Below are 13,593 nucleotides of genomic sequence, written 5' to 3'. Positions count from 1 at the left end.
AACAGTTCGGTCAACCGGCGCTGCCGCTGAGCCAGGCGGCGAACTGGTCGATCGTCTGGTCGGCAATGGCCTGCATGGTCGCGGGCGCCACCGTGGGCCAGCCTTCGCCGCTGCCGGACGCAGGCGCCTTCTGCTGGCCATTGATGCGGTGCAGGCGATTGCCGGAGGGGTCGTAAATATCCCAGACATAGATGACGGTCGTGTCCTTGCCCTCGGACATCGTCGAAAAATAGCCTTTCAGCACATGCGTGGCCGTCTGGTCCGTGCTGCCGACAAGCGTCAGGCCGCGCTGCCGGGCACGGGTCTGCAGCTCCGCCGTCAGGGGCGCCGCAGCCTCCACGGACGCGCCGACGATCGGCGCCACCTGCAGCCGCGTCCTGGCGAGGACGGCGGTCTGGGTGGACGTTGCGGGCGTCACGGATGTCGCCGTGGTCGAAGGAGCCGGTGCGGTCGTGGTCGGAGACGTGGCCGTTGTCGATGAGCCCTGCGGGGCAGGCAAAGACTGGGCCGAGCTCGCCGGCGGGGTGATGGCCGAAGGTTCCAGTACGTCCTTGGCGTTGGTGCAGGCGCCAAGCGCCAGCGCCGCAAGCAATGACACGGTCGTCACCCGCGATCGTCTCATTTGCCTGAAAACTCCCTACTGGCGAACGCCCCCGCGTGAACCAACCATTATGGATTCACTGCACGATCAAGTCGAGATCATGGCGCGACAGCGGCTTCGGCGCCGATTCCGTGGTCAGGTAGGTGCGGCCAAGCGTCATTGCGGTCTCGGTCTCGGAGTCCATGATGATCATATGCGCGAACAGCGTCATATTGGGTGCGATCGGTTCGGTGTTGCCCTGGTAGAACATCGGCATGTCCATCCAGGACGGCGTGAAGCGGGCGCCGACCGAATAGCCGCAGGCGTTCAGCCGGTGCTTGGTCAGATTGTGCGCTTCGAGCGTGCGGGCATGCGCGTCGAAGACATCGCCGAAGGTGTTGCCTGGCGTCATCGCCTTTTCGACCGCGAGCAGGGCGGCGCGGGAAGCGTCGAACAATTCCTGGTGACGCTTCGACACCTTGCCGGTCAGAACGGTGCGCATCATGGGGGCATGATAGTGGTGGAAGACGCCGGCCCATTCGAGCGTCAGCTGGTCGTTCTTGGTGAGCTTGCGGCGGCCGGCCTTGTAGCGGCAGAGCAAGGCATCGGGGCCGGAGCCGATGATGTATTCGTTGGCGGGATAGTCGCCGCCGCCGGCAAAGACCGCGCCCTGCATGGCGGCGAGGATGAGCCCTTCGTCACCGCCCTGCTTGATCAGGGGCAGGGCGGCGTCCAGCGCGTCGTCGGAAAGATTGGCGGCCTTTTCCGCCTTGGCGACCTCGGCCGGGCTCTTGAACAAGCGCAGGCGGCCGACGATGCCGGAAGCATCGGCGATCTGGCCGAAGGTCTGCAATTGCTCGTCGAGGCGGCGGCCATTGTAGGCGGTCAGGCCGTGGGTGTCGTATTCGACGCCGATACGGGCGCCGAGCAGGTCGAGGTCGTTGAGCAGGTTGCGCAGGTCGATCGCCGGGTTGGCGCCCTGACGATCGGTCCACAGAACGATGTTTTCGATGGTCGAGGTGTGGCGCGCCTGCCTGAGATCGGCCGAACGGGTGAGCAGCACCATCGAACCGTCGGCCTTCACCGCCAGGCACTGGAAGAAGCAGAAGCCGAACGTGTCGTAGCCGGTCAGCCAGTACATGCTCTCCTGCGCGAACAACAGCACGGCGTCGAGCTTCTTCTCGGCCATCTCGATCAGCAGCCGGTCGCGCCGCGCGTCGAATTCCGAACGTTCGAAATACAGCGCCATTACTCTTTCTCCAGGACGATTGCCGAAACCTGGCGCCCGTAATCCGCTTCCTTGCGGTGTGTGGTGCGCCGATAGGAATAGAAAAGGTCTTCTTCCGCGTAAGTGCAGCGGCCAAGGCCCTCGGCGGTCACGCCGGCCTTGCGCAGCCGGTCGACCGTATATTGGTTGAGGTCGAACATCGAGTGGCCGGCGGTCCTCGATGGCCTGAAATATCGCTGGGTGCCGACATCGGCCTCGACGAAGCGGGCGACGAATTCCGGCCCGACCTCGTAATTGTCGGGGCTGATGGAAGGACCGAGCACCGCCACGATGCGTTCGCGGCTGGCGCCGAGGCTCTCCATCGCGGCGACGGTGTTCTCGAGCACGCCGGTGAAAGCGCCCTTCCAGCCCGCATGGGCGGCACCGATGACGCGCGCCTCGGCGTCGGCGAACAACACCGGCCCGCAATCGGCGGTCGAGGCGCCGATGGCGATGCCCGGACGGTCGGTGACGATGGCATCGGCTTTCGGGCGAGGGCCCGCGAAGGGCTCCCTGGCGACAACGACATCCGGCGAGTGTATCTGGTGCGCGGTCAACAGATGATCCGCCGGCACGCCCATCCAGTCGGCAACGCGTCGCCGGTTCTCGGCGACCAGTCTCTGATCGTCGCTGGAGCCCGTGCCGATGTTGAGCCCCCGATAGATGCCGTCGGAGACGCCGCCGATGCGGGTGAAATAGCCGTGGCGCATGCCTTGCGCCTTTTCAAGCAGCGGCGAGCGTACTGGATCGGGTCTGGTCTGATTCAGCATGGTTGGGTTTGTCGTCCGTGCAAGGCGGTTTCGTCAAGGCGAAGTTCGGACGACAAGCAGGACCAGGCGGCAGGACGCGCCTGCCGGCTCAAGCCGCTCTCGTCGCCGGCAGGATCTTCATAACCTTGAAAAGCTCGCCCATCGTGTCGGGGCCGGCCAAGCGTTCGACCGCGTCGGAAATGGCTTGACGGGCTTGCTCATCAGCGTTCTCACCGAGCGCGCCGGCGCGCTCGATCAAGCCCATGCCAAGCAGGAATTCTCCCTGTGTCGTCATCTCGACACGAAGCCCATGAGGATGGACCGCTGTCGCAAGGGCGGCGAAATCGACATGCGATGTGAGATCGGCCTCGCCGGGGCCGGCCAGCACGTCTTCATGCCGATGCCGGCGCAAGGCCTGCAAGGTGTCGCCGATGCCAGGCTGCAAATGGCCGTAGTCGATAAAGAGGCCCGCGCCGCCCTGGGCAGCGATGCGCGCCGCGATCGCCGACATCAGTGCTGCACGGGCCGGCGCCACCTCGGCGATCGCGCCTTCGGGCGCGCCGGAGGCATCTTCGGGCAACAGCGTGGGATCGAGCGAGCCGGCGCTGGCAAAGAAGCGCAGCTCGTCATTGTCGTCGAGGCCGACCACGCGCTCGCGCCAGCTTTCGCCGACATGCACGAATTGCCGGATCGGCACGGCATCGAACAATTCGTTGCCGACGATGAACAGCGGCTGCCGCGGCAGCGTGTCGATGGTCTGGTGCCAGTCCAGCTTTGCGTCTTGGCCGGCAAGCGTCTCTCTTTGGATTTCGACAAGGCGCGGGCTGGTCTCGACGAGGGCAAACGAGGCCTTGCCGGTAAGTGCCGGGTCGAGCCGCGACCAGGTGCGCAGCATGTCCTTCATCAAGGTGCCGCGGCCGGGGCCGATCTCGGCGACGGTCGCGGGCAGCGGCCGGCCGGCGTCCTGCCAGGCCTGGTAGAGCCAGACCGCGACGAGCTCGCCGAACATCTGGCTGATCTCGGGTGCGGTGATGAAGTCGCCGCCGGCGCCGAAGGGCTCGCGCGTGGTGTAGTAGCCCGCGTCGGGATCGAACAGGCAGAGCGCCATATATTCGCTGACCGGGATCGGCCCCGTCGCGCCGATCAGGCCCTTGATGCGCTCCTTCAGCCGGGTCATGCCGCCTGCGGTTGCGCCATCGGCTTTGCGGTGACCATGGCCCAGATGCCGGCCAGCACCATCGGCGTGGACAGGATCATGCCCATGGTCAGCCAGTTGGTGCCGAGCAGGTAGCCGAGCTGCTGGTCGGGCTCGCGGAAGAACTCGACGAAGATGCGCGACAGGCCGTAGCCGCAGATGAAGGCACCGCCGACGAAGCGCGGCGTTTTCAGCTTGAGGCGCGAATGGGTGAGGAAACGCAGGACCAAGAACAGCACCAGGCCTTCGAGCAAGGCCTCGTAGAGTTGGCTGGGGTGGCGGGTGAATGGCCCGCCATTGGGGAATTCGATCGCCCATGGCACGTCCGACGGCCGGCCCCAGAGCTCGGAATTGATGAAGTTGGCGACACGCACAAGGCCGAGCCCAACCGGCACGCCGGCCGACACCACATCGAACAGCGTCCAGGTGTGGATGCGGCGCTTGAGCGAAAACAGCGTCATGGCAAGGATGACGCCGAGAAGGCCGCCATGAAACGACATTCCGCCCTGCCAGACGGCGAAGATGTCGAGCGGATGCGCGATGTAGCGTGGCAGGTCGTAGAAGAGCACGTAGCCGGTGCGTCCGCCGAGCACCACGCCGATCGCCGCCCAGACGATGAAGTCGTCGAGGTCCTCGGGTTTCATCGGCAGGCGGCCGTCCGGCCAGAGGCGAGGATTGGTGACGAGGCGCTTGGCATACCACCAGGCGAACAGGATGCCGACGATATAGCCGACGCCGTACCAATGCACCGCCAGCGGCCCGATGTTGACGATGACCGGATCGATGTTGGGGAAGGGCAGGGAGGCCAGCGGCAGCAGGAAATATTCGCTCAAAACGGGGTCCCCGGTGACGGTCACAATGGGCGCGGACCATGCGGCAGGGTTTTGGCGGGGTCAAGGCAGGGTCAATGTCGCAGCCGACCGTCACGTCTCAGGGAACAGGATCCGCTCATAATCCGTCGCGCCGTGAAGGATATGTAGCACTTCGACGGCATCTATATGGAGGCGGAAGAAAATCAGGTAATTGCCGTACACCCGACGGCGGATGCCGGAGGACTGATGGCGTGGGACCAACTGACAACGTTCCGGCATTGTGCATAGTTCAATGCAGGCATTGCGCAATTCGCGAACGAAGGTCATCGCCCGGAATGGGTTGTCGCTGGCGATGTGATCGCCGATAGCCTCAAGGTCACCCTCGGCCTGGTCGGTAAATACCAGCAGTTTCACCTACGCTTCTCGGCCATCGCCTTATATTTGCTCTCCAGGCGATCGAACACGTCCGCGGCAGGCTTCACGCGTCCCGCGTCTGCGTCAGCGATGCCTCGCGCGAGGGCCGCATCGAGCGTGGCGAGGCGTTTCTCCCTTTCTTCGACGAGGCGGACACCTTCGCGCAACACCTCGCTTTTCGAATTGTAGCGACCGGTTTTGACGAGTCGGTTCACGACGTCTTCCAGGCGGTCACCGAGATCTGCACTGATTGCCATGACATGCTCCCTAGGGACTCTTGTCGACATAATAATAGTTATTGAGCGGTGCGCCAACATGAACCGCTCGTCATCAGACACGCTTGCATTCCGCGGCGCGCGCCACTACGTCAAAACGACAAAGCGAGGATCTGCCATGTCGACCGGACCGAACCGCATTCTCGACGAATTCGCAAAAATCATGACCGATGCCGCGGGTGCCGCGCAGGGCGTGCGGCGCGAAGTGGAGACGGCGTTCCGGGCTCAGGCCGAGCGCATGCTGAATTCCATGGATGTGGTGCAGCGTGAAGAGTTCGAGGCCGTGCGCGAGATGGCGGTCAAGGCGAGGGAAGACAACATCCAGCTGGCGACGCGCGTCGAGGCGCTCGAGGCCAAGCTCGCCGAATTGACCGGACAAGCCGCACCTGCGGGTGCTGCAAAGCCGCGCGCAAAAAAATAATCGTTAAACTTTTCCACATAGCGCGATCCGAAAAATCGCTTTGCCGTGAATCGCTTACCGGCATTGCATGAATCTCCGTGACAGCCACCTTTCCACATGCGGATGACTCAGTGCGAAAAATTGGGCTGTTCACGCGACTCCCGATCAATAGACTGAATTTGTTGCATGATTCGAAGCAGGGTCATGCGCCGGGCGGTGGGGTCCGGTTGGGTCTTTGCGTTGGAAAGTCCTGACCGTCCGAGTTCTAGACAAGATTGTTCGTCGTGTGTGCCCCGCGGAGCGTGTGGCGCTCCCCTGAACACAGGAAGCATTCATGGAACTCCTCGAACTCGAATTCTCCCGCGAAATCCACCCGGTGGACGTCATCGAGCAGGTGGCCCACAACAACGACTGGTCCTTCGAGCGCGCCGGCGACGACGAGATTTCGATTTCGGTGGCCGGCAGCTGGACCGACTACCATGTCTCCTTTTCCTGGATGGAGGATTTCGAGGCGCTGCATCTGGCCTGCGCCTTCGACATCAAGGTGCCGGAGACGCGCGCGCTGGAAGTGATGCGGCTGCTTTCGCTGATCAACGAGCAGATGCTGTTCGGGCATTTCGATCTGTGGGAGCAGGAAGGCGCGATCATGTTCCGGCAGTCGCTGCTGCTTGCCGGTGGGGTCGAGCCCTCGAGCCAGCAGGTCGAGGTGCTGCTGTCCTCGGCGCTGGAGGCCTGCGAATGCTATTTCCAGGCCTTCCAGTTCGTCGTCTGGTCGGGTACATCGGCCAAGGACGCGCTATCCAGCGTGCTCTTCGAGACCCACGGAAACGCCTGAGCCAGGCCGATATCGCCGATGAGTTCCAGCAGCGAGCGCAAGCCCGAGATCAGCTTTGCCGATTTCGACCGTGTCGACATTCGTGCCGGCACGATCGTCGAGGCCGAGCCGTTTCCGGAGGCGCGCAAGCCGGCGATCAAGCTGAAGATCGATTTCGGTCCGGCGATCGGGGTGAAGAAGTCGTCGGCGCAGATCACCAAATACTACGCGCCGGAAACGCTGATCGGCCGCCAGGTCTTCGCGGTGGTCAATTTCCCGCCGCGCCAGATCGGCCCGTTCATGTCGGAAGTGCTGACGCTCGGCTTTCCCGACGAAGAAGGCGCGGTCGTGCTCGGCGCCATCGAACGCAAGGTGCCGGACGGCGGGCGTTTATTCTAGGACGAGCCTGGGGCGACCTGGAGCCAGCTGATCCTGATCGGCACGCTTGCGCGGCATTCCCAGCGCTTCGTCGACCACGTCGAGAAACATTTCGGCGCAGGCCTGCCAGCTGTAGCGCATCGCGCGCTGGCGTGCCTCGGCGCGATCGACGTGAAGCGCCTTCATCGCCGCCTCGCCCAGATCGTTCGATACAGCCCCCCCGATGCCATCGCCGACAATGTCGATCGGTCCGGTCACTGGATAGGCGGCGACGGGCGTTCCGCTGGCCAGCGCCTCGATGATGACGTTGCCGAAGGTGTCGGTGCGGCTCGGGAAGACGAAGACGTCGGCCGACGCATAGATCTCGGCCAGCTCGTCGTTCGGGCGGTGGCCGAGGAAATTCGCTTTGGGATAGCGCGCCTTGAGCTTTGCCAGCTCCGGTCCTTCGCCGACGATAACCTTGCTGCCGGGCAAATCGAGATCGAGGAAGGCGGTCAGGTTCTTTTCGATCGCGACGCGGCCGACGCACAGGAAGACCGGGCGGGGAAATCCGGTTTCCTTGCGCTTGTCGGGACGAAAATGGTCGGTGTCGACGCCGCGCGTCCAGGGCCTCAGCTTGTTGAAGCCACGCGCCGCGAGATCGTCCGCCAGCGATTGCGTCGCGACGAGCGTGCCCTGTCCGGAATTGTGGAAGTCGCGCAGCCAATTGTAGGCCCAACTCTCCGGCACCGGCAGGCGGGCGCTGAGATATTCGGGAAAGCGCGTGTGGTAGCTGGTGGTGAAGGGGCGGCCGATCCTTCGGCAATGACGGCGCGCCATGATGCCGAGCGGACCCTCGGTGACGATGTGGATGTGGTCGGCCTTGGCGGCCTCGATCATACGCGCGACATGGCCCGGCGTCGTCAATGCGAGCCGGATGTCGGGATAGGTCGGCATCGGCAAGGTGCGAAAGAGGTTCGGCGTCAGGAAATCGAGCTCGACGTCGAAGGGTTTCAGCGCCTCGGTGAGACGTTCCAGCGTGTGCACCACGCCATTGACCTGAGGCCGCCATGCGTCGGTGACCATCAGGATCCGCATGGCGATCCCGATACGCGTGGCGATCCCGATACGCATGGCGATCCTTTGCCGCGATAATTCCTGGGCGCGCCGGCGCCTTGCCGGAACGGCAACCAGGCAGCAGGCCGCGCCTCGCTCCAGCGCGCCCGGGCAGGGGCCGGATCGAAGCGGGGCGGCAGGGCCGAATCAACAAGGGTCACGCGCTTCATGCGCGCTCTTGACCATGATTTCATGACGGGCGGATGAAGCCTGTCTTTTGATTGAGCATGATCTTGTCCGAAAACCGGCTTCCACTTTTCGGGATCATGCTATGGCTACGCGGGCACCTTGATGACGGCACGCAGGCCGCCGAGCGGGCTGTCCTCGAGGCCGATGTCGCCGCCGTGGCTGCGGGCGATGTCGCGGGCGATCGACAGGCCAAGTCCGGTGCCGCTGGCGTCGAGGTTGCGCGCCTCGTCGAGCCGCAGGAAAGGCTTGAAAACCTCTTCGCGCTTGTCGGGTGCGATGCCGGGGCCGTCGTCGTCGATGGTGACGGTGAGCGAGCCGCGGCCGTGATTGGCGTGGACCTCGACGGTCTTGGCATAGCGGAAGGCATTGCCGATGACGTTCGACAGCAAACGGGCAAAGGCGTTCGGCCGCACATGCACGGTCGGATCGCCGGTCAGCGTCGTCGTGAGCCTGCAGCCGCGCAATTGCGCTTCCTCGCCGAGTTTCTGGAAATAGGTTTCGAGATCGAAACGGCCGGTGTCCTCCGCCCCCTCGCCGCGGGCAAAGGAAAGATAGCCCTCCAGCATCGACTGCATGTCGTCGATGTCCTGGTTCAGCGCCGCCTTGGTCTCGGATTTGCCGCCGGCCAGCGCCAGCTGCAGCTTGAAGCGGGTGAGGATGGTCCTGAGGTCATGGCTGACACCGGTCAGCATGGCGGTGCGCTGCTCGATCTGGCGCTCGATGCGCTCACGCATCTGGATGAAGGCGAAGCCGGCACGACGCACTTCCTCGGCGCCGCGCGGGCGGAAGTCGCGCGGCATCGGCCGCCCCTTGCCGAAACTCTCGGCGGCCTCGGCCAGCGTCAGGATCGGCCTTATCTGGTTGCGCAGGAACGGCACCGCGATCATCAGCAGAACCAGCGAGGTGCCGACCATCCAGATCAGGAAGATGTGGGTGTTCGAGGCATAGGCCTGGCTGCGCCGCACGAAAACGCGCAGCACCTTGCCTTCCAGCTGGACGCGGACCTCGACGATGTTGGAATTGCCGACCGTGTCGATCCAGAAGGGCCGGTTGATCTGCCTGGTGATCTCCGACGACAGCGCCTCGTCGAGGATGGAAAAGAACGGCTTCGGGCCGGGCGGCGGCAGCGGGTCGGGCGGCAGAAGGTCGACCTTCAGCTGCATGCGGTCCTGGGCGACGCGGATGATATTGGCGTAGTCGGCGTCGTGCGGATAGGTCTCCATCATGTCGATGATGGCGGCGATGTCGCGCACAGTCGCTTGCGACAGGCGCTGGGTGACCGTCTGCCAGTGACGCTCCATGAAGACGAAGGCGACCACCGACTGCAGCAGGATCATCGGCGCGATCACGATGATCAGCGAGCGGGCATAGAGCCGCTTCGGCATGTAGAGCGCGACAAGGCGCCAGAACCGGTTCCAGGCGCGCGGCATCGCCCTCAGCGTTCGCAGCGCGAGATCGCCGGGGCCGCCCCCTTCAGGCTGTTCCAGTTGCGTGGTCGCCATTCGCCCTTCCGCTCGTCGATGGCCTGTTCAGCAAAGGGCCTTCGACGGTAACTTATTCGACGCTGAGCCGATACCCAATACCGCGCACCGTCTGCAGCCAGACCGGATTGGACGGATCGCGCTCGATCTTGCGGCGCAGCCGGTTGATCTGCACATCGATGGTCCGCTCGCCGACATCCGATTCATCGCCCACCAGCTCATGGCGCGGTATGGTCTCGCCCGCCCGCGCGGCGAAGATCGCGAGGATCTCCTGCTCGCGGTCGGTCAGCTTAAGCGCCTCGCCGCCGCGCTTCAATTCGCGCTTGGCGATCTGGAACGTGTAGGGCCCGAACACCAGCTGCTCCACCTTCGGCGTCGCCGCCGGTCCGCCACGGCGCAGGATGTTGTTGATGCGCAGGATCAGCTCGCGCGGATCGAACGGTTTCGGCAGGTAATCATCGGCGCCGGCTTCCAGCCCGGTGATGCGGCTGTCGGTCTCGGACAGCGCCGTCAGCATCAGGATCGGCACGTTCTTTTCGGCGCGCAGCGCCTTGGTGAGGTCGACACCGGTCTCGCCCGGCATCATGACATCGAGCACCAGAAGGTCGAAGTCGAGGCCGGCGAGCTTGCGCCTGGCCTCGCCGGAATTGCCGGCCACGGTGACGCGAAAGCCGTTCTCGGACAGATACTGCTTGAGCAGGTTGCGGATACGCGTGTCGTCGTCGACGACCAGAAGATGCGGCGCGTCATCGTCGGGTGCTGACGGATGATCGACCTTCTCAATGGTCTCCATGGTTCTTCCCCGATGTTTGCGCAGGCACAATGTCGATCTGCGCTCTTAGTTCCGGATTGACCATCGCTTCCAGGAAGCGCTCGATCGTGGCGCGTTCGGTGGCTCCGGAGTCCTCCAATGCCGCACGGATGCGGCGCGACTGTGGCCGCGCCAACGCCAAGGCCAGCGCGCGACCCTTGGCGGTCGGGTAGAGTTCGCGCTGCCGCCGGTCGCGCGGACCCTGCACCTGGACGATATGGTCGGTGTCGATCAACTGCTTCAAGACCCGCGCGAGGCTCTGCTTGGTGATCTTGAGCACATCGAGCAGTTCGGCGACGGTGAGGCCCGGCCTGCGGTTGACGAAGTGCAGCACGCGATGATGGGCGCGGCCGAAGCCGTAATCGGCCAGGATCTGGTCCGGATCGGAGGTGAAATCGCGATAGGCGAAGAAAAACAGTTCGATGATGGCGAAATCGATGCCGTCCTCATCGGCGATCGCCGTCCTGATCGGTTTACCGGCTGCGGGGCTCGTCATCATTCCTCCATGCGAGGCGGGAATTATGTCAGTACTATTGACGTAATTTCCGGGCAATGATAATTTTTGACAAGCTTTTCGGCGGATTGCGAACAAAAAGGCAAGAGGAAGCCGTTTTTCCGGAACTTCCTGAGTTTGCCACGGATTGAATATCCGCCTACGTTTCAAGCATTGGCCAGTGTTTCGGATCCTGTGGCGGGGTCGGTTCGAAAGGCCATAAACACAACGATTTGCGGGCACCCGCCCGCGGGAGGTTTCCATGGCATCCGTTCCCTTCGATCAATTGGACGGCTTCATCTGGATGAACGGCGAGTTCGTCAAATGGGCCGACGCCAAGATCCATGTTCTGACCCATGGCCTGCACTATGCCAGCGCCGTCTTCGAGGGCGAGCGCGCCTATGGCGGCCAGATCTTCAAGCTGACCGAGCACAATGAGCGCCTGCATGAATCGGCGCGCCTGCTCGGCTTCAAGATTCCCTATCCGGTCGCCGAGATCGACGAGGCCTGCCGCACGCTGTTGAAGAAACAGGGTTTCCAGGACGCCTATGTGCGCCCGATCGCCTGGCGCGGCAGCGAGCAGATGGGCGTTTCGGCGCAGAACAACCGTATCAACTGCGCCATCGCCATCTGGCAGTGGCCGAGCTATTTCGACCCCGCGCAGAAGCTCAAGGGCATCCGCCTCGATGTCGCCGAATGGCGCCGGCCGGATCCGCGCACCGCGCCGTCCAAGTCGAAGGCCGCGGGCCTCTACATGATCTGCACGCTGTCCAAGCACGCCGCCGAGGCCAAGGGCTACGCCGACGCCATGATGCTCGATTGGCGCGGCCAGGTGGCGGAAGCCACCGGCGCCAACATCTTCTTCGTCAAGGACGGCAAGATCCATACGCCCACGCCCGACTGCTTCCTCGACGGCATAACCCGTCGCACGGTGATCGGCCTGGCGAAGGATCGCGGTTTCGAATTGATCGAGCGCGCCATCATGCCTGAGGACCTCGAAGGTTTCGAGCAGTGCTTCCTCACCGGGACGGCGGCCGAGGTCACGCCGGTTTCGGAGATCGGTCCGTACCGATTCGAGGTTGGCGAGATCGCCAAGACGTTGATGAACGACTATTCCGCCGCGGTGCAGCCAAAGCATGCGATTGCCGCAGAATAGCGTTTAGTCACAGCTTTTTTGTGCAATAGGGGTGGTTTTCGGGCCGCCCCTTTTATTTAAGCACCCGCGCATTTGACTTTCGAACAATTCGGCGTCTCATGATGGCGTCGGCCCGAGGAGGCTGGCGGCTATGGAGGGACTAGATACATGGATACGAACACGCTCGTTGCGATCGTTATTCAGGTGATTACAGGTGTTATCGGCGGTCAGGCAGTCGGCGCGGCGCTGAAGCAGGCGGCGCTGGGTCAGCTTCCTAAAATCCTCGGCGGCGCGATTGGTGGCGTCGGCGGCGCGGCCATCCTGGGCAGCCTGCTCGGTGGCGGTGCGGTCGATCCGGCGGCGGCCGCGGCAACGGCCGGTGGACTGGGTAGCGCGCTGAACATTCAAAACATCGTTGGCGGCGCCGGCGGCGGCGCCATCCTGACCGCCATCATCGGCGCGGTCATGGGTGCCATGAAGAAATAAGGCCCAGGTTTACCCTCGGGCCTCAGCATGGGCGGCTCCGGCCGCCCATTTCTTTTCTGGATCAGGATGACCTTTCGTTGGATCACCATCCTGATCTAACTCTTTGCTGGAGCCGTCGCTTCGCTCGACGGTGGACGCGGCCCGCCATGGCCTCTACATCAGGGCGACACTGGGAGCGGTTCACCGTTTCACGGAAACGGCAAACCGCCCTCTCTCTTTGTCCTTGTCGCAATTCCGGACTGGAGCTACGGCGAAGGCGCCGAGCCTAACCGTGTCGCACTTTTCCTGGACTTGCTCGAGAAAGGAAAGCCATGGGTCAGCTCAATGCCGGCATCGTGCCGGTCACGCCCTTCCAGCAGAACTGCACCATCCTGTTCGACATGGACGACAAGAGCGGCGTCGTCGTCGATCCCGGCGGCGATGTCGACAAGATACTGTCGGTGCTGAAGGACAATGCCATCACCGCCGGCGCGATCTGGATCACGCACGGCCATATCGACCACGCCGGCGGCGCGATGGACCTGAAGGATGCGCTGGGCATCGACATCATCGGCCCGCATGAGGCCGACAAACCACTGCTTGCCAATCTCGAGAACCAGGCCAAGCGCTTCGGCCTCACCGATCCGGTGCGCAATTGCGTGCCGGACCGTTTTCTGACCGAAGGCGAGGTCGTGTCCTTCGGCGGCCATCAGTTCGAGGTGCTGCATTGCCCGGGGCATGCGCCTGGCCATGTCGTCTACTACAACCGGGCGGCCAAGTTCGCGCATGTCGGCGACGTGCTGTTCCGGGGCTCGATCGGGCGCACCGATCTGCCCGGCGGCGACCATGCCGCGCTGATCGCCTCGATCAAGGACAAGCTTCTGCCGCTTGGCGACGACATCGGTTTCATCTGCGGCCATGGCCCGGGCAGCCGCTTTGGCGACGAGCGGCGGACCAATCCGTTTCTGACCTGACCTTCAAAAAGAAAAGCGCCGCTGTGGGCGGCGCTTTTCTTGGGCAGGGAACCCAGGCGATGTTCG

17 protein-coding genes are annotated in these 13,593 nt (G+C 63.6%); 6 read left to right on the top strand and 11 right to left on the bottom strand.

The features are described from left to right. Nucleotides 1-10: 10 nt before the first annotated feature. The 7 genes from FJ956_RS01660 to FJ956_RS01630 form a co-directional block, all read right to left on the bottom strand. On the bottom strand, nt 11-622 hold the full coding sequence (locus tag FJ956_RS01660; protein WP_140676205.1) for a hypothetical protein: 612 nt from the start codon (nt 620-622) through the stop codon (nt 11-13). A 55-nt stretch (nt 623-677) separates the two neighbouring features. Continuing rightward, nucleotides 678-1,829: a Xaa-Pro peptidase family protein gene (locus FJ956_RS01655; protein ID WP_140676201.1), complete on the bottom strand. Its 1,152-nt coding sequence runs from the start codon at nt 1,827-1,829 to the stop codon at nt 678-680. Next, nucleotides 1,829-2,617 (bottom strand): peptidoglycan editing factor PgeF, encoded by a 789-nt coding sequence (pgeF, locus tag FJ956_RS01650; protein WP_140676197.1) that lies wholly within the window; start codon nt 2,615-2,617, stop codon nt 1,829-1,831. Before pgeF ends, FJ956_RS01655 begins: the two co-directional genes overlap by 1 nt. Nucleotides 2,618-2,705: 88 nt before the next feature. Beyond that, on the bottom strand, nt 2,706-3,773 hold the full coding sequence (locus tag FJ956_RS01645) for a class I SAM-dependent methyltransferase (protein ID WP_140676194.1): 1,068 nt from the start codon (nt 3,771-3,773) through the stop codon (nt 2,706-2,708). Further along, on the bottom strand, nt 3,770-4,624 hold the full coding sequence (gene lgt / locus FJ956_RS01640) for a prolipoprotein diacylglyceryl transferase (protein ID WP_140676191.1): 855 nt from the start codon (nt 4,622-4,624) through the stop codon (nt 3,770-3,772). Before lgt ends, FJ956_RS01645 begins: the two co-directional genes overlap by 4 nt. A 90-nt stretch (nt 4,625-4,714) precedes the next feature. Next, nucleotides 4,715-5,017 carry a type II toxin-antitoxin system RelE/ParE family toxin gene (locus tag FJ956_RS01635; protein ID WP_140676188.1) on the bottom strand — a complete coding sequence of 101 codons (303 nt, stop codon included), beginning with the start codon at nt 5,015-5,017 and terminating at the stop codon, nt 4,715-4,717. Continuing rightward, nucleotides 5,014-5,274 (bottom strand): type II toxin-antitoxin system ParD family antitoxin, encoded by a 261-nt coding sequence (locus tag FJ956_RS01630; RefSeq protein WP_140781944.1) that lies wholly within the window; start codon nt 5,272-5,274, stop codon nt 5,014-5,016. The genes FJ956_RS01635 and FJ956_RS01630 overlap by 4 nt, the downstream gene beginning before the upstream one ends. Nucleotides 5,275-5,410: 136 nt before the next feature. Here FJ956_RS01630 and FJ956_RS01625 point away from each other — a divergent pair, with 136 nt between their 5' ends. The 3 genes from FJ956_RS01625 (at nt 5,411) to FJ956_RS01615 (ending at nt 6,905) form a co-directional block, all read left to right on the top strand. Continuing rightward, nucleotides 5,411-5,713: an accessory factor UbiK family protein gene (locus FJ956_RS01625; protein ID WP_140676153.1), complete on the top strand. Its 303-nt coding sequence runs from the start codon at nt 5,411-5,413 to the stop codon at nt 5,711-5,713. A gap of 313 nt (nt 5,714-6,026) precedes the next feature. Then, a complete protein-coding gene (locus FJ956_RS01620) occupies nt 6,027-6,527 on the top strand; it encodes a YbjN domain-containing protein (RefSeq protein ID WP_040989643.1) in 501 nt (166 codons plus the stop codon). 18 nt (nt 6,528-6,545) lie between these two features. Next, nucleotides 6,546-6,905 carry a tRNA-binding protein gene (locus FJ956_RS01615; protein WP_127251739.1) on the top strand — a complete coding sequence of 120 codons (360 nt, stop codon included), beginning with the start codon at nt 6,546-6,548 and terminating at the stop codon, nt 6,903-6,905. Here the strand turns inward: FJ956_RS01615 and FJ956_RS01610 are convergent. The 4 genes from FJ956_RS01610 to FJ956_RS01595 form a co-directional block, all read right to left on the bottom strand. Further along, nucleotides 6,897-7,961 (bottom strand): glycosyltransferase family 1 protein, encoded by a 1,065-nt coding sequence (locus FJ956_RS01610; protein ID WP_140676181.1) that lies wholly within the window; start codon nt 7,959-7,961, stop codon nt 6,897-6,899. The two genes, FJ956_RS01615 and FJ956_RS01610, sit on opposite strands and share 9 nt — an antisense overlap. A 293-nt stretch (nt 7,962-8,254) precedes the next feature. Continuing rightward, nucleotides 8,255-9,670, bottom strand: a complete 1,416-nt coding sequence (locus FJ956_RS01605; protein ID WP_140676150.1) for an ATP-binding protein — start codon at nt 9,668-9,670, stop codon at nt 8,255-8,257. 52 nt (nt 9,671-9,722) lie between these two features. After that, on the bottom strand, nt 9,723-10,442 hold the full coding sequence (locus FJ956_RS01600; RefSeq protein WP_095766537.1) for a response regulator transcription factor: 720 nt from the start codon (nt 10,440-10,442) through the stop codon (nt 9,723-9,725). Continuing rightward, a complete protein-coding gene (locus tag FJ956_RS01595) occupies nt 10,429-10,956 on the bottom strand; it encodes a MarR family transcriptional regulator (RefSeq protein WP_042647466.1) in 528 nt (175 codons plus the stop codon). Before FJ956_RS01595 ends, FJ956_RS01600 begins: the two co-directional genes overlap by 14 nt. A gap of 259 nt (nt 10,957-11,215) precedes the next feature. Here FJ956_RS01595 and FJ956_RS01590 point away from each other — a divergent pair, with 259 nt between their 5' ends. The 3 genes from FJ956_RS01590 to FJ956_RS01580 all read left to right on the top strand — a co-directional run bounded on the left by FJ956_RS01590 (nt 11,216) and on the right by FJ956_RS01580 (nt 13,527). After that, nucleotides 11,216-12,109, top strand: coding sequence for a branched-chain amino acid aminotransferase (locus tag FJ956_RS01590; protein ID WP_140676146.1), 894 nt, complete (start codon nt 11,216-11,218; stop codon nt 12,107-12,109). Between the two features lie 147 nt (nt 12,110-12,256). Beyond that, nucleotides 12,257-12,574, top strand: a complete 318-nt coding sequence (locus FJ956_RS01585; protein WP_140676143.1) for a hypothetical protein — start codon at nt 12,257-12,259, stop codon at nt 12,572-12,574. 311 nt (nt 12,575-12,885) lie between these two features. Continuing rightward, nucleotides 12,886-13,527, top strand: coding sequence for an MBL fold metallo-hydrolase (locus FJ956_RS01580; protein ID WP_140676140.1), 642 nt, complete (start codon nt 12,886-12,888; stop codon nt 13,525-13,527). Nucleotides 13,528-13,593 lie beyond the last annotated feature (66 nt).

Origin of the sequence: Mesorhizobium sp. B2-4-3 (genome assembly GCF_006442815.1) — a bacterium.
Classification (GTDB): domain Bacteria; phylum Pseudomonadota; class Alphaproteobacteria; order Rhizobiales; family Rhizobiaceae; genus Mesorhizobium.
Note: the sequence above shows the minus strand (reverse complement) of the source record. Positions and strands in the feature narration are given on the sequence as shown.